Annotated in this window: 16 protein-coding genes and 1 pseudogene; 10 read left to right on the top strand and 7 right to left on the bottom strand. The window is 29.2% G+C overall.

What is annotated here, in order from left to right; genetic code table 11:
* Nucleotide 1 precedes the first annotated feature (1 nt).
* Nucleotides 2-1,267 carry a (Fe-S)-binding protein gene (locus FBF15_RS08085; RefSeq protein WP_002853513.1) on the top strand — a complete coding sequence of 422 codons (1,266 nt, stop codon included), beginning with the start codon at nt 2-4 and terminating at the stop codon, nt 1,265-1,267.
* Nucleotides 1,264-2,025 carry a DUF5416 family protein gene (locus tag FBF15_RS08080; RefSeq protein ID WP_072233167.1) on the top strand — a complete coding sequence of 254 codons (762 nt, stop codon included), beginning with the start codon at nt 1,264-1,266 and terminating at the stop codon, nt 2,023-2,025. The genes FBF15_RS08085 and FBF15_RS08080 overlap by 4 nt, the downstream gene beginning before the upstream one ends.
* 2 nt (nt 2,026-2,027) lie before the next feature.
* Here the strand turns inward: FBF15_RS08080 and FBF15_RS08075 are convergent, their stop codons facing one another.
* Nucleotides 2,028-2,234, bottom strand: coding sequence for a hypothetical protein (locus FBF15_RS08075; protein ID WP_052773679.1), 207 nt, complete (start codon nt 2,232-2,234; stop codon nt 2,028-2,030).
* A gap of 235 nt (nt 2,235-2,469) precedes the next feature.
* On the opposite strand from FBF15_RS08075, the gene FBF15_RS09510 reads away from it, so the two are divergent.
* The 4 genes from FBF15_RS09510 to FBF15_RS08060 are packed head-to-tail and all read left to right on the top strand — an operon-like array spanning nt 2,470 to nt 4,841.
* Nucleotides 2,470-2,880, top strand: a complete 411-nt coding sequence (locus FBF15_RS09510; protein ID WP_072233166.1) for an MFS transporter — start codon at nt 2,470-2,472, stop codon at nt 2,878-2,880.
* On the top strand, nt 2,868-3,092 hold the full coding sequence (locus FBF15_RS09505; protein WP_072227251.1) for a hypothetical protein: 225 nt from the start codon (nt 2,868-2,870) through the stop codon (nt 3,090-3,092). The genes FBF15_RS09510 and FBF15_RS09505 overlap by 13 nt, the downstream gene beginning before the upstream one ends.
* A 20-nt stretch (nt 3,093-3,112) precedes the next feature.
* A complete protein-coding gene (locus tag FBF15_RS09500) occupies nt 3,113-3,688 on the top strand; it encodes a hypothetical protein (RefSeq protein WP_072233165.1) in 576 nt (191 codons plus the stop codon).
* Nucleotide 3,689: 1 nt separating this feature from the next.
* Nucleotides 3,690-4,841, top strand: coding sequence for a M20 aminoacylase family protein (locus FBF15_RS08060; protein ID WP_002860727.1), 1,152 nt, complete (start codon nt 3,690-3,692; stop codon nt 4,839-4,841).
* 3 nt (nt 4,842-4,844) lie between these two features.
* Here the strand turns inward: FBF15_RS08060 and yaaA are convergent, their stop codons facing one another.
* Both yaaA and jlpA read right to left on the bottom strand, forming a co-directional pair.
* On the bottom strand, nt 4,845-5,585 hold the full coding sequence (gene yaaA, locus FBF15_RS08055) for a peroxide stress protein YaaA (protein ID WP_002860726.1): 741 nt from the start codon (nt 5,583-5,585) through the stop codon (nt 4,845-4,847).
* 92 nt (nt 5,586-5,677) lie between these two features.
* The gene (gene jlpA / locus FBF15_RS08050) at nt 5,678-6,796 is read right to left on the bottom strand and encodes a lipoprotein adhesin JlpA (RefSeq protein ID WP_002860725.1); all 1,119 of its coding nucleotides are present in this window, start codon (nt 6,794-6,796) and stop codon (nt 5,678-5,680) included.
* Between the two features lie 219 nt (nt 6,797-7,015).
* Here jlpA and FBF15_RS08045 point away from each other — a divergent pair, with 219 nt between their 5' ends.
* Entirely contained in the window at nt 7,016-7,855 is an 840-nt protein-coding gene (locus FBF15_RS08045) for a cysteine ABC transporter substrate-binding protein (protein WP_002860724.1), read from the top strand.
* Between the two features lie 40 nt (nt 7,856-7,895).
* A complete protein-coding gene (locus tag FBF15_RS08040) occupies nt 7,896-9,143 on the top strand; it encodes an MFS transporter (RefSeq protein ID WP_002869891.1) in 1,248 nt (415 codons plus the stop codon).
* On the opposite strand, the gene FBF15_RS08035 is transcribed toward FBF15_RS08040, so the two are convergent.
* Entirely contained in the window at nt 9,126-10,394 is a 1,269-nt protein-coding gene (locus FBF15_RS08035) for a M20/M25/M40 family metallo-hydrolase (protein ID WP_165434627.1), read from the bottom strand. The two genes, FBF15_RS08040 and FBF15_RS08035, sit on opposite strands and share 18 nt — an antisense overlap.
* A 67-nt stretch (nt 10,395-10,461) precedes the next feature.
* On the opposite strand from FBF15_RS08035, the gene FBF15_RS08030 reads away from it, so the two are divergent.
* Together FBF15_RS08030 and FBF15_RS08025 are read left to right on the top strand one after the other, a co-directional pair.
* Nucleotides 10,462-10,989 carry a thermonuclease family protein gene (locus FBF15_RS08030; protein WP_002853671.1) on the top strand — a complete coding sequence of 176 codons (528 nt, stop codon included), beginning with the start codon at nt 10,462-10,464 and terminating at the stop codon, nt 10,987-10,989.
* Between the two features lie 8 nt (nt 10,990-10,997).
* Nucleotides 10,998-11,171, top strand: coding sequence for a hypothetical protein (locus FBF15_RS08025; RefSeq protein ID WP_002853638.1), 174 nt, complete (start codon nt 10,998-11,000; stop codon nt 11,169-11,171).
* Here the strand turns inward: FBF15_RS08025 and FBF15_RS08020 are convergent, their stop codons facing one another.
* From FBF15_RS08020 to FBF15_RS08010, 3 genes and pseudogenes are all read right to left on the bottom strand, one after another.
* A complete protein-coding gene (locus tag FBF15_RS08020; RefSeq protein WP_002853367.1) occupies nt 11,172-11,750 on the bottom strand; it encodes a hypothetical protein in 579 nt (192 codons plus the stop codon).
* Nucleotides 11,751-11,822: 72 nt separating this feature from the next.
* Complete coding sequence (gene cmoB, locus FBF15_RS08015; RefSeq protein WP_002859209.1) at nt 11,823-12,713, bottom strand: tRNA 5-methoxyuridine(34)/uridine 5-oxyacetic acid(34) synthase CmoB; 891 nt, start codon at nt 12,711-12,713, stop codon at nt 11,823-11,825.
* Nucleotides 12,714-12,795: 82 nt separating this feature from the next.
* A pseudogene (locus tag FBF15_RS08010) lies at nt 12,796-14,521 on the bottom strand (ShlB/FhaC/HecB family hemolysin secretion/activation protein).
* Between the last annotated feature and the right edge of the window lie 29 nt (nt 14,522-14,550).

The following is a 14,550-nucleotide window of genomic DNA, read 5'->3' as shown; positions in this document are numbered from 1 at the left end:
GATGAAATTTAGTCAAATAAGTGATGCTTGTGTTAAATGTGGCAAATGTATACCTGTTTGTACTATACATGAAGAAAATCGCGATGAAATTACTAGTCCAAGAGGATTTTTAGATCTTTTAGCTGCTTATAAAGAGGGAAGTTTAGAACTTGATAAAGAAGCTAAGAAAGTTTTTGAATCTTGTTTTTTATGCACCAATTGTGTTGAAGTATGTCCAAGTAAATTAAGAGTAGATAATGCCATAGAAGAAGTTCGTTATGATATAGCTAAAAAATTTGGTATAGCTTGGTATAAAAAACTTATTTTTTTCTTTTTAAGAAGACGCAAAATTTTAGATTTGGTAGCTAAGCTTGGCTATGTGTTTCAAAGTTGTGCGTTTAAAATTCAAAATGAGAATGAAAATACAGGTATGAAGGCAAGATTTTCCATGCCTTTTGTTAAAAAGGGAAGATTACTTACAAGTTTTAATAAAAAAAGTTTCTTAAATTCTAATCCAAAATTTATCAATAATGATGGAGAAAAAACAATAGGTTTTTTTGTAGGTTGTTTGGCGAATTATTTTTACATAGATACGGCTAATGCAGTGCTTAAAATCACTAAGGAATTAAAAATCAATGTGGATTTGATGAAAGAACAAGTGTGTTGTGGAGCACCGCAATTTTTTACGGGTGATTTTAAAAGTGTTGAAGTTTTGGCTAAAAAAAATATTGAGTATTTTGAAAAAAAATTAGAAAAATTAGATGCTATTATAGTTCCTGAGGCCACTTGTTCGGCTATGTTAAAGATAGATTATGAACATTTTTTTATAATGCAAAATGATTTAGACTGGGCAAAACGCGCAAAATGTGTGTCATCTAAGATATATATGGCTAGCGAGTATTTTTATAAATTTACTTCTTTGGAAGAAATTTTAAAAACAAAAAATAAATTTAATTATAGCATTACTTATCACGATCCTTGCCATGCAAGAAAAATGCAAGGGGTTTTTAAAGAGCCAAGAGAACTTTTAAAAACAAATTATCATTTTGTAGAAATGAGTAATTCTAATACTTGTTGCGGTTTTGGCGGGGTGGGTATGCAAACGGATTATTATGATAGAGCCTTAAGTGTAGGGCTTAAAAAAGCACAAATGATCGATGAAAGTAAGGCTAGTGTGGTAAGTGCCGAGTGTTCAGCTTGCAGAATGCAAATTTCAAATGCATTAGAACAAAATTCAAGCAAGGTTGTTTTTGCTAGTCCTTTAGAACTTATAGCAAAAGCTTTGTGATGATGAAGATAGTATTTAAAGGCAAAAGTTCTGAATATGAAATTCAAAGATCGTGCTTTTGTGTTGATGCTTTTGTGATTAAAGATAAGATTGAAGAACGAGATGGTGTTGATTTTATCACTTCAAATGTAGATCTTTTGGAATTTAGTGATGACAGTTTTACTTTTGAAGAAATTGTAAAACATTTTAATATTTGTGATAGTGAAGATATGATTATCGTTGAAGATTTTGACATGAAATCAAACAAAGATAATCAAAACCAAGAAGATGATATAGAACACAACATCCTAAAATCCGAAAAAATAATACATGAAAACACAAAACAAACAAGTATGCAATTTAAAAATTTAAAATTTTTTTCAAGAATTTTTAAAAATGAAAATTTTCTTTCTGATTTTAAAGAAAGTAAGCAAGAAGTTGTTACTATCAAAAAACATGAAAAACTTGAAATTTTTAAAAATTTATCTCAAGAAGATCAAGAAATTAGCTTTGTTAAAATTGAAATTTTAAATTATGATAGTAATGAAGATAGTTTAAACTTTAATCTTGATATATTTCCAAGCGGTATGAGCTATAAGTACGGAATTTTAAAAGGCTCTATGCATATTATTTTACAAGGTAAAACTTCTAGTACGATGCTTTTTCCGTTTTTAAAAAGTATGATTTATAAAAATAAAAGCGAAAATTCAAGTGAAAAAATTTTTACTTTAATGATAAATCAGAAAAAACACTATAAGCTTATCGCAAATCTTTCTTAGTTTTATTTTCTTATATTTTCTATATTAGAGCGATTTTTTTCAATTAAAGAGCGATTTTTTTGAGTTGTTTCTTTAAGATCGGCTATATCTTCTTTCATATTTTGTATGTTTTGGTTGAGTAATTTTATCTTTTTTTCATAGCGAGTAACGATGATAAAGACTACAAATAAAAATATAATAATCAAAAAAATAAATGCTAAAAATTCCATATTTTTCCTTTTTAAAACTAGATTTTGAAATATATCATTTAAATACTTCAAAAAACTTTTACGGGTTTTTTTATTTTGTATTTTAGTTTTTTTATCTTTAAACTTATATATAAATTTTCAAAAAGTAACAAAAAAATATATAAAAAAATAATTAAATTAAAAAAATAATTAAAGATAATAAATATCTTATTTTTTTATGTTTATATTTTAATAAATATCTAAAAAGGATTTTAATATGGAAAAATCACTTTTATTTCATTTTAGACGCATTGGAGTTGAATTTATCATTTTTAGTGTTTATGCTGTTTTTAGTATCTCTTGGGCAGCAACAGGGTCTTTAATGCCTTTGATTTCAAATGATCTTGCCCTAAATACTCAGCAAGCTACTTTAATCACTAGTATGATAGTAGTTGCGAAAATTTTTGGTGCTTCATTTACTGCTTTTTTGGTTTATAAATTCGGATTAAAAAAGGGATATTTTTTAGGCTGTATTTTAATGAGTTCGGGTATCTTTTTAAGTTTTATAGATAGTTATAGTGGTATTTTGATTATAAGATTTTTAACAGGGCTTGGTTCAGCTTGTGCTTTAGTTTGCTTAGTGCCTATTGCACAGCAATGGTTTGAAAAAAAGCTTTGCATTTTGTAATTAGTTTTAATATAACTTCAAATTTAGTAGGCATTACTCTAGGACTTATTTTAGCTGAAAGCATCTCAAATTATTTTGGAAATTGGAGAGATTCTTTATCATTTTATGCTTGGATTAATTTGATTTTATTGATTTTGTGGCTTTTTGTAGGTAAAGATGAGAATAAAAAAGAAGAAAAAAGAATAATGCAAAAGATCTTATTTATGCTTTAAAATCTCGTGTTGCTTGGGGTATGATTATTTTTTACATAGGGCCTATTTTATTTTTAAATTCTCTTTTTACTTTTTTACCAACTTTTTATGCACAATATGCGAGTTTTAGTAAAGAATTAGCTGATTTTGCTAAAAAAGAAATTCCAGCCTTGGCTAATTTTGCTATTATTTTTGGTCCTTATCTTGGATTATTTTTTAAAAGAAAAAATATCTCTTTTAAAATAATGCTATTGTCTGGAGGAGCGTGTATTTTTATATGCGGATTTTGTATGTTGTTTTTACAAAATTTAGTATTGATACAGATTTTTGCTGTGTTATCAGGCATTTTTTATTCTATGTGGTTTCCATTTTTCTTTAATCTACCTTCAGAATTAAAAAATTCCAACCCAAATCAAACTGCTTATATTATGAGTACTTTTTGGAGTATTACCTTTGTTATACTATCATTTAACCTATGGGTAGTATCTTGGAGTGTTGATAAAACCCATAGTTTTACTTTGGGTTTTGTTTATATTTTTGCTTTGATTTTTATTTCAGCGATCTTAGCACAATTTGTTTTACCTAGAAGAGAAAATTTTATACAAGGAGAAAAATAGAATGAATTTAATTCCAGAAATACTAGACTTACAAGGCGAATTTGAAAAAATTCGTCATCAAATTCATGAAAATCCTGAGCTTGGTTTTGATGAATTATGTACTGCAAAATTAGTGGCGCAAAAATTAAAAGAATTTGGTTATGAGGTTTATGAGGAAATAGGAAAAACAGGCGTTGTGGGGGTTTTAAAAAAGGGGAATAGCGATAAAAAAATAGGACTTCGTGCAGATATGGATGCTTTGCCTTTGCAAGAATGCACAAATTTGCCTTATAAAAGCAAAAAAGAAAATGTAATGCATGCTTGCGGTCATGATGGACATACTACTTCTTTATTGCTTGCTGCAAAGTATTTAGCAAGTCAGAATTTTAATGGCACTTTAAATCTTTATTTTCAACCTGCTGAAGAGGGTTTGGGTGGTGCTAAGGCAATGATAGAAGATGGATTGTTTGAAAAATTTGATAGTGATTATGTTTTTGGATGGCACAATATGCCTTTTGGTAGCGATAAGAAATTTTATCTTAAAAAAGGTGCGATGATGGCTTCTTCGGATAGTTATAGCATTGAAGTTATTGGAAGAGGTGGTCATGGAAGTGCTCCAGAAAAGGCAAAAGATCCTATTTATGCTGCTTCTTTACTTGTTGTGGCTTTACAAAGCATAGTATCTCGCAATGTTGATCCCCAAAATTCAGCAGTTGTAAGCATAGGAGCTTTTAATGCAGGACATGCTTTTAATATCATTCCAGATATTGCAACGATTAAAATGAGTGTTAGAGCATTAGATAATGAAACTAGAAAGCTAACTGAAGAAAAAATTTATAAAATTTGTAAAGGTCTTGCACAGGCTAATGATATAGAGATTAAAATCAATAAAAATGTTGTTGCACCAGTGACTATGAATAACGATGAAGCTGTGGATTTTGCTAGTGAGGTTGCAAAAGAATTATTTGGCGAAAAAAATTGTGAATTTAATCATCGTCCTTTAATGGCAAGTGAGGATTTTGGATTTTTTTGCGAAATGAAAAAATGTGCCTATGCTTTTTTAGAAAATGAAAACGACATTTATTTACATAATTCTAGTTATGTTTTTAATGATAAGCTTTTAGCTAGGGCTGCAAGTTATTATGCGAAGCTAGCTTTAAAATACTTAAAATAAAAACTAATCTAGAATTTCAAGCACAATTTCTTCCTTTAAACCTTTGATTTGAATTTCTTTGAGTTTTAGGTTTGAAGGAAGGTTTGCTAAAAGCTCTTTATTGTTTTTTACTTGGTTTTTTGCACTTATGGAGAGTAAAATTCCCCTATAAGCTTTAGCAAAATGACTGATGACTTTACCATTTTTTACAAATTTATAAGTATAAAATTTCTTTTTTGGGGTGTAGAATTTATCATAAAATCCTGCTCTAAGGTCAAGTATTTCTTTATTTTCTAAGTATTCATCTAAGGCTTTACTAAAATGTTCTTTATAAAATTTCTCTATGGCAAAATTTCCTATTTTAGCCCCTTGCTTGAATTTATAAAAAGGTAGGGTATCATTAGCTCTTACAACGCCAAAAAGATTAGAAAATATAAGAGTATTTTCTAAAATATAAGCTTGACTTTTTTTATCTAAAGCTTTAAAATTAAGATATTCATAACTTACCCCAGTATAAAGCAATATAGCTTCTTGAGTGGGAGCTTGTTTTAAGTCGTGTTTAAATTTATCAATTTCATTTTCGTTTTTAATGCCAAAAAGTTCTTGTAAATTTTTTAAACTTGCATTTTTGATAAATTCTCCATAATGCTTTAAAGCTTCCATTCTATAAGGAAATAATTCTTTAAATATAAATGAGTTTTCATCGATGGGATTTTTTGTACAATTTTCATTTTTGCTTTCACTAGGGGAGAATAAAATTTTCATTTTAGCCTTTTTTGTTAATGTTATGAAAACATTAAGAGCAAAGAAATTTAATCTTGCTTTTAATGTTTTTGAAGTTTTTATCATTTTAAAATTTAAAATGACGCTCCGCCCATTAACATAGAAAACATGATAAATGGAAGTATAATTTTTAACGCTTCTGTGGCATCTTGATTGTTGATGCTTAGTTTTTCTATGCTGTCGATTCCCTGTGTGCTATAGTCACTAACAGGGATGTTTTTAAATTTTAAATCAAGATTGAGTTTATAATCATCATTTTGAGTGATATTGTTTAAAATAGCTAAAGCTTTATCAAAGATTAATGCTTGTTCTTCATTTTGACTTTGAGTTTTTAAGGTTTGTAAATTTTCCTTAGCAGTTGTTATATAGCTACTAAATACGCCTTCGGTTTTAAGAGTTGAATCAATTTTAAAATTGTTTAAAATGATGTATTTTTGGATTGTATTGCTAAAATTTGAAGCTTGTTCGTAGTTTGCTATATTAAGAAGTTCATTGATAGCTTGTTCATCCATAGCTAAAGTTTGAGTGTTAAATTTTATACCCTTAGAATCAAGGTAATTAAGCAAATCTTCTTTTAGATTTATATTTAGATTTGTATTGAAATTTAATTTTGCGTTATAAAATTTTATATCAAGATTATCTAGATAATTGTTTTCTTGTTTGTTTATAGAGTTATCAAATGATAAAGTATAAGAATCCGAGCTTAATTTATTGATAAAAGATCTGATTTTTGGATCTTGTTGAAATAAGCTTGCATTGATGTCACTAACAACTTTTTCTCCAAGTTTAAAATCTTCAAAAACCAAATTTGATTGTATGCTTTTTTGGTTTTTAAAAAGATCGTTGTAATATTCTTTAATGCTAATTGATGTATTTGCTTCGCCTTTGTAAATTTCATTTGAACGAATTTTGATATTTTTTGCTTGAAATAGTTCTTGATACTCATCGTTATTATCTTTTGCAAGAGTTTTGAAATTTGGACTTAAACACGCTATAAAATCACCATCTGCATTGCATTTAAAATCAGAAAATTCAATCTTTATTCCAGAGTCCTGAGAAAGACTTGCAATTTCTTGTTTAACTGTTTGATTTAGTTGATTTTCATATTTTTTAACTGTTTTTTCATCTATGGAATTTCCGCAAGCTGAAAACAAAACAGCTATTCCAATAGAGAGAAAAATACCTTTTTTCATAGTTTTCTCCTTAAAAAATTTAAAAAAAGATTATATCTTTTTTTACTTAAAATTTAAACAATACTAAAAGAGAGTGTGTGATTAATTACATTTTTACACATAGGAAAATCTTTTTAGTTTGTTTCAAATGCATTATTTATAATTTTAAGTATAATTAACTTTGCAATTATTATATATTTTTGCAACAGCTTTAAGCTTATTTTTAAAGAAAGGAAATGTATGAAAAAAATACTTCTAAGTGTTTTAACGACCTTTGTTGCAGTAGTATTGGCTGCTTGTGGAGGAAATTCTGACTCTAAAACTTTAAATTCTCTTGATAAGATCAAGCAAAATGGAGTTGTTAGGATTGGGGTATTTGGCGATAAACCACCTTTTGGTTATGTAGATGAAAAAGGAAACAATCAAGGCTATGATATAGCTTTAGCTAAACGCATAGCAAAAGAACTTTTTGGCGATGAAAATAAGGTGCAATTTGTTCTTGTTGAAGCTGCAAATAGGGTTGAGTTTTTAAAATCAAATAAAGTAGATATTATTTTGGCTAATTTTACTCAAACTCCGCAAAGGGCAGAACAGGTTGATTTTTGCTTGCCTTATATGAAGGTAGCTTTAGGCGTAGCTGTACCAAAGGATAGTAATATAACTAGCGTAGAAGATTTAAAAGATAAAACCTTGCTTTTAAACAAAGGTACAACAGCAGATGCTTATTTTACGCAAAATTATCCTAATATTAAAACTTTAAAATATGATCAAAATACCGAAACCTTTGCCGCTTTGATGGATAAAAGAGGCGATGCTTTAAGTCATGATAATACCTTGCTTTTTGCTTGGGTGAAAGATCATCCTGATTTTAAAATGGGTATCAAAGAGTTAGGTAACAAAGATGTTATCGCACCAGCGGTTAAAAAAGGCGATAAAGAACTTAAAGAATTTATCGATAATTTGATCATTAAACTAGGCCAAGAGCAGTTTTTTCACAAGGCTTATGATGAAACTTTAAAAGCTCATTTTGGAGATGATGTTAAGGCTGATGATGTAGTGATTGAAGGTGGAAAAATTTAATAAAGGGCTTTTTGCCCTTTATATTGATTTAGGATAAAATATGCAAAAAAAATACAAAAATATTATTTATGCTTCTTTGGGTGGAATTTTAGAATTTTATGATTTTGTGCTTTTTGCCTTTTTTTTGGATATTTTTGCTAAGGTATTCTTTCCGCAAAATGATGCTTTTTGGATGCAGATAAATGCTTATATAGCCTTTGGTGCTGCTTATTTAGCGCGTCCTTTTGGTTCTATTGTGATGGCACATTTTGCTGATAGATATGGAAGAAAGAATATTTTTTATATTTCTATGCTTTTGATGGTTTTGCCTAGTTTTGCTTTAGCTTTTTTGCCAAGTTATGAAAGTATAGGTATATTTGCTACTTTGATTTTATTTACTATACGCATTTTGCAAGGTTTAGCCGTTGGAACTGAGGTGAGCGGAGCTTGGATTTATGTGAGCGAATTTGTCAAAGGGCGTCAAATTCCTTTAGCTCTTGGTTTTATTTCAGCGACTTTAACCATAGGTTTATTGCTAGGAAATATTGCCACTTTAGGCATAAGATCTTATTTTACCCCAGAAGAAGTTCAAAGCTATGCTTGGAGAATTCCTTTTATCATAGGAGGATTTTTTGGAATTTTAGCTTTGTTTTTAAGAAATAAACTCAGCGAAACTCCAGAATTTATAAAAGTTCAAAATGAAAAGAAAATTTTAAGTTTTCCATTGTTCGAAGCTTTAAAAACTCATAAAATGAGTATGCTTGTTTGTTTTTTAATGACCATGGTTTTAACAAGCGGTGTGGCAACTTTGATGATTTTACCTAAGTATTTTGAAAGTCTTTTAGCTATGAGTAAAACTTCTGCTTTATGGGTGCAAAATTTTGCTATTTTAGCGGTGATTTTTGGAGCTTTATTTCAAGGTTTTTTAGCAAGCAAATGGGGAAGCTATAGGATTTGTTTTATTTTTAGTATAGCTTTTATTATTTTTGGTGTGCTTTTTAGTTTTTATGATGAGAATTTTTTATTTTATTTTTTACTGGCTTGTTTTGCACAAGGTATTATTACTTTCGCGCCTGTTTTTATGACGCAAATTTTTAAAAGTGAACTGAAATTTAGCGGGCTTAGTTTTGCTTATAATATTTCTTATGCGATTTTAGGTTTTTTAACCCCTTTTATAGTTAATGCTTTTTATAAAGAGTATTTGGGTATTTATCTTGCTATAGTGGGATCTTGTTCCTTGCTTTGCGTGTTTTTGTTAAAACGCGTTTTTGTAAGAAGCAAGATTAAAGAATTAAGCATTGTCTTTTAAAATTTCAAAAACAACCTTAGATATTTTTTCAACTGAAGCGATTTCACAATGCTCATCAGTTGAATGAGGATTATGGATATTTGGGCCTATAGAAGCGCATAAAAGCTCTTGTTTTTTCTCTATAATGCCACACTCAAGCCCTGCATGGATAGCTGAAACTTTGGCATTAGGCGATACTTTTTTAAGCGCTTTAAAAACCATGTCGCTAAGTGCGTTTGGTTTGCCTTCCCAAGGTGGATAGAAATTAAAACTTCTTACTTTAAAATCAAAAGCCTTGAAAAATTCTAAAGTTTCAAATTCTACTTGCTTAAGTCCATCAAGTATATTAGATCTTGCAAAAAGTGCGAATTTGATTTGGTTATCTTGCATTCTTAAAGTAGCTAGGTTAATGCTTGTTTGAACTATATCTAGATTTTCATCATAAGCTCTAACTCCATGAGTGAAAGAATTTATAAGGCTTAAAAGTTTTTTACTTTGATCGCAAATTTCAAATTCATTTTCTTCTTTAAATTCGCATTTTATCCAGTCGTTGCTCTTTACTTCATCTTTAAAATGCACTAAAGCTTTGGCGTGTTTAGGTATAGAATTGATTCTTTCTCCGCCTTCAAAAGAAATGATTTCTCCTTCATTCTCTTGTATGAATTTAGCCATTTCTTTGATGGAACTTTTTTCATTGCGTATGATATTTATGCCTGAGTGTCCACCTTTAAAATTTTGCGCACAAAGCTCATAAATTTTACCCTTTTTTCTAAGGGTATTAAAAGACAAACTTGCTTCTATATCTACTCCACCTGCACAGCCTATCATGATCTCATCATCGCTTTCATGATCTAAATTTAAAAGCATTTTAGATTCTAAAGTGTGCTCGAGTGAATTCACTCCCATGAGTCCTACTTCTTCATCGTTTGTAAAAAGACATTCTAAATTTTCAAATTCAGCCATAGCACTCATCATGATGGCTATACCTATGCCATTATCTGCACCAAGACTTGAATTTTTGGCTCTTAAAAAGCCATTTTCTTCATAAACTTCTAAGTTTGGTGCATCGCCCATACAGACCATATCATAATGGCTTTGTAGACAAATTTTTGGTTTGCCTTTTATGGCATGGATATTTCCTGCCTTATCTACACTCACCTTAAAGCCTTTATCTTTGGCGTAAGAGCTTAAAAATTCTTTCATTTGTTCTGTTTCATAACTGCAATGAGGAATTTTGCATAATTGTTTAAAATTTTCTATAACATTTTGCATTTTATCTCCTTTGTTTTGATAAAATTATGGCATATTTTTTAAAATTTAAAGGCAAAATGATTAAAAAATGAGAATAAATTATAAAAAATTATTTAATCTAAGAAAATTATTAAGTGATCCAAAAAAACTTTTTTCTGTATTAATCTTCACTCTTGTAGTTGTTTTTATCCAGAACTATATTGCCCAAAATTCTAGTTTTGAAGGAAAAGTAGTTAGAATTATTGATGGAGATACTATAGAAGTTAATCATGAAAACAAACTCGCTAGAATAAGATTTTTTGGTATAGATGCACCAGAACTTAAACAAAGTTTTGGAAAGCAGTCAAAAGAAGCTTTAAGTAGAATTTTAAGTGGCAAACAAGTTGAAATTATTTATAAAAATAAAGATACTTATGGTAGAATTGTTGCTATTGTAAAGCTTAATGATGTTGATATTAATCGATTTTTGGTAAGCAAAGGCTATGCTTGGGCTGATACTTACTATAGTAACGCTTATACCAAAGAACAAGAAAATGCTAAGAAAAATCATTTAGGTCTTTGGAAAGAGAGTAATCCTATAGAGCCTTATAAATGGAGAAAACACAATAAATTCTAAGGAAAAACATGAAAAAATATACTTTAATGGTGCTATTAGCTTTAGGAATTTCTGGATGTTTTGTAAATGAAAGAGGGATTTCAAATCGTTTTTATGATGATTGTAAAGAGTATTATGATGGAAGTGGAACTTATCATAAGGATTGCCCAAAAAATTGGGTAGATATTAAAATGACTCCTTGATTATTTTCCACCCACAGAGGCCATTAATGCAGCTGCTACAGCTTCTGGATTGTTGATTTTGGCACCTTGTTCTTGATTTTCTGTAGGTTTAACAGTGTTAAGTGGCGGACGCTTGAGTTTAAATATATGCTCATCGGTGCTAACAACTTGTATCGTTCCTTCAAACATTTTAACTTCTTTAACATGTCCAACCACTTTTACATCTCTTTTTTTGGAGGTTTCGTCAAAAAGTGCATGAGCTTCAAGTTCTAAAACATCGCCTAATTTAAGCGGAGCATAAAAAAAACATTTTGATCCAATAATCACTGAAAATTCTTTATTGATAGAGGCTTGTGCTACATAGTTTGCCGCAGCGAAAATAAAGGCATCAAAAATCAATCCTTGATCATCTGCTACCATTTCGCTTGTGGTTATTAAAATTGATTTGGCATAGTTTTTATCAATTTCTATAATGGTTCCAGCAAGAGAGGTGTTTAATTCAGGACAAGTGAGTAATTCTGCTCTAACGCGAGATATATCTTCTGCAGATGCGTATTCTTCAAGTTGTGCATATTCTTCAAAATTATCTTTTTTTGCCATATCTAACCTTTAAATTCTACTTATCTACTTCAAAATATCTAATTTTCAATATCGGTAAAAAATAAAAAGAATTTATATTTTAATGCGTATATAAACTCTTTTGGGTGCTTCATAGCCTTCAATGGTAAGATTTTTATCCTTTGGATCTAAGAAATTTTCCAGCGAAAAAGAGTCTATCCATTCTGTTTTTCTTTGTTCGTTTTCATCGGTTTTTTTTGTAGCTAAAACTTCAAATTCTTTAAATCCTGCTCTTTCACACCAGTTTTTTAATGCACTAATGCTTGGTACAAAATAAATATTTGGAATTTTAGAATAAGTTTTATTAGGCACAAGAGCGATTTCTCTCTCATCTTCTATATACATGGTATCTAAAAAAACAACTCCATTTTTATTAAGTCCTGCTTTTAAATCTTTTAGCATTTTTATAGGATCACTTCTATGATAAATCACCCCAAGACAGAAAATCACATCAAATTTCAAGCCATAGCTTGGAAGATCTTCTACGCCTAAAAGTTCGTATTTTATAGGAGTTTTAGCTAAAGCGTTAATGAGTTCAAATTGCAAACGGTATTTGATAGAAGGATCAAAACCTATGAGTTTTGCAGGATTAAATTCAAGCATTTTAAACATATAATAACCATTATTACAGCCTATATCAGCAACGCATTTTTGAGAAATTTCGTTCATGAAAGGCTTTAGAATGTTGAATTTAATAAAACTTTGCCATTCTGTATCGATGAAAAGATCGTCTATTTTAAAAGGACCTTTTCTCCATGGTTTAAGTTCTTTTGCTATAGCTAAGATTTCATCTTTGGCTTGAGAATTTGTAGATAAATTTACACTATCATCTAAAGAAAAATTACAAGCAAGATTGAGAGCTTTAAGTTCTTGAATTTTAGCGTATAAAGGGTGATTTAGAAATTGTTTTTCAAGTAAATTTTCTTGCATTTTTATCCTTGACATTTGCTTTTAATGCTAAATTATAACATTAAAAGCTTTTATGGCAATATAAATTATATGCATTAAATATTTGATCAAAAATAACTCAAAAATACTTTCTAAAGATTACATAAGCTTTAGAACTATAATCATCATCTAGTTTATATTTCTTTAAAGCTCTAGCTAAATCAAGCTTGACATAAAAATTCCCTGTTTTATTATAAAGCAGTTGTAAACCATAAGCATCCATATAGTTTGTTTCACTTGCTCTATATAGTTTAGAATCATTCTCATACCAAGAATAACCTATATCATAAAAAGGAGTGATATAAAAATCTTTTAAAGGAGTAGCCATTCTAAGTCCAAAGCTAGCCACTACAGCATTATCTCCTTCTCCATCTCCATTATTATAAGCCCTTACTCCATAAGGATCTCCTAAAGATATAGTTTCACTACTATCTAATGTAGCTCCATTGACAACTTGTTGATAATTTAAACTAAAAAGATGAGTAAAAGTATCATTAAAGAAATAAGCATTGTTAAGATTGACATTGAGTTTAGCAAATTTTCCAAAGCCATCTCCATCTGTTTTAGAACTCATTCCTAATATAGTAGTTCCCCCATCTTTAACATTACCATAGCTTACATTAGCACTATAAGAAAAACTATCATTACTAATGCCATTATAAACTCCTTCTATACCAAAGCTTATCGTATCAGAGCTTTTATCTATAGTCATGATATTTAATCTTGAATTACTAAGCTTTTTATGATAATAACTTGAAGTTAAATAAAAAGAATTATAAGTCGTAATCCCCAAAGGATATTTTAAATCTATACCTAGATTTTCAGAAGTTCCTATAAAGTTTGCATTTTTATAAGCTCCTCCTAAAGCATAGTTTCTTTTAGAATAACTTGGAGTGATTTTTAAATTCCCTAAGAAAGTAGTATAGCTTATACCATAGTTAGTTTGTGCTTCATCGCTTCTTTGCAAATAAGCATTAAGACTATCTCCTTGATGAGCTATGTTATTAAAACTCATACTAGCACCACCCCTATTATCTGCCTGATTCTTTTATACCGTAATTATCCCCATAAAACAATACAGAAACGAAGCTATCACTAGGGGTAGTTTCTATCACTATATCTGTGTCACCTGGATTATCTCCTGCTTTTAAAGAAGCAAGAGTTTGTATCCCATACATTTCATTGACTTTATAAACCGCATCTTCTACTAATTTAGTAGTGATGATTTCACCTTTATGATTAGGTAATTTGCTTTCTATAGCATAATCTCTTACACTAGAATTGTTTTGAACCACATATTTACCTAAAACACCTAAGGTGATATTGATTTGAATTTGATCTTTTAGTTCTTGTTGTGGGATATAAGCTGTAGCAGCAGGATAACCACTAGCTTGAACATAATAAGAAATAATATTGGCTATATCTTGTAAGTCTTGAACTGAAATACTTTCTTTTTTGTAATCGTTTAAGGCTTCTTGTAAAACTTGCTCATCTAAACCTAGATCTTTAAAGTTTATGTTTTTATTGGTAATATGAAAGTTAAAGCTAACTTTATGAATTGATTCTTCTTTAGAAGTATTTTTTAAAGAAGGAGTGTTTGAATTTGGGGTTTTAGTTTTTAAAGTATTATCATTAGACAAGTTAGGTTGATTTTTTTGAGTGTTTTTCTTTGTGTTAGTGGTTTTTGAATTATTATTATCACTAGTATTAGAATGATCTATGATAATCACTCCATCTTTTACTTTTAAAGTGTTATTGTAGTTTTTTAAGTTAGCATCTTCTTTATAAGGAGATTGTTCTAACATTTGTATGGTTTTTTATTATCTTTAATATC

The organism is Campylobacter sp. CFSAN093233, from assembly GCF_011068165.1.
Taxonomy (GTDB): domain Bacteria; phylum Campylobacterota; class Campylobacteria; order Campylobacterales; family Campylobacteraceae; genus Campylobacter_D; species Campylobacter_D jejuni.
This window is presented reverse-complemented; position numbering and strand designations above follow the sequence as displayed.

What these genes read in the sequence shown, in the direction of transcription:
- FBF15_RS09510 (WP_072233166.1), top strand. Translation starts at nt 2,470, where the DNA reads ATGGAAAAATCACTTTTATTTCATTTTAGACGCATTGGAGTTGAATTT.
- FBF15_RS08030 (WP_002853671.1), top strand. Translation starts at nt 10,462, where the DNA reads ATGAGAATAAATTATAAAAAATTATTTAATCTAAGAAAATTATTAAGT.
- cmoB (WP_002859209.1), bottom strand. Translation starts at nt 12,713, where the DNA reads ATGTCAAGGATAAAAATGCAAGAAAATTTACTTGAAAAACAATTTCTA.
- FBF15_RS08035 (WP_165434627.1), bottom strand. Translation starts at nt 10,394, where the DNA reads ATGCAAAATGTTATAGAAAATTTTAAACAATTATGCAAAATTCCTCAT.
- FBF15_RS08020 (WP_002853367.1), bottom strand. Translation starts at nt 11,750, where the DNA reads ATGGCAAAAAAAGATAATTTTGAAGAATATGCACAACTTGAAGAATAC.
- yaaA (WP_002860726.1), bottom strand. Translation starts at nt 5,585, where the DNA reads ATGAAAATTTTATTCTCCCCTAGTGAAAGCAAAAATGAAAATTGTACA.
- FBF15_RS08025 (WP_002853638.1), top strand. Translation starts at nt 10,998, where the DNA reads ATGAAAAAATATACTTTAATGGTGCTATTAGCTTTAGGAATTTCTGGA.
- FBF15_RS08040 (WP_002869891.1), top strand. Translation starts at nt 7,896, where the DNA reads ATGCAAAAAAAATACAAAAATATTATTTATGCTTCTTTGGGTGGAATT.
- FBF15_RS08060 (WP_002860727.1), top strand. Translation starts at nt 3,690, where the DNA reads ATGAATTTAATTCCAGAAATACTAGACTTACAAGGCGAATTTGAAAAA.
- FBF15_RS08045 (WP_002860724.1), top strand. Translation starts at nt 7,016, where the DNA reads ATGAAAAAAATACTTCTAAGTGTTTTAACGACCTTTGTTGCAGTAGTA.
- FBF15_RS09500 (WP_072233165.1), top strand. Translation starts at nt 3,113, where the DNA reads ATGATTATTTTTTACATAGGGCCTATTTTATTTTTAAATTCTCTTTTT.
- FBF15_RS08085 (WP_002853513.1), top strand. Translation starts at nt 2, where the DNA reads ATGAAATTTAGTCAAATAAGTGATGCTTGTGTTAAATGTGGCAAATGT.
- FBF15_RS08075 (WP_052773679.1), bottom strand. Translation starts at nt 2,234, where the DNA reads ATGGAATTTTTAGCATTTATTTTTTTGATTATTATATTTTTATTTGTA.
- jlpA (WP_002860725.1), bottom strand. Translation starts at nt 6,796, where the DNA reads ATGAAAAAAGGTATTTTTCTCTCTATTGGAATAGCTGTTTTGTTTTCA.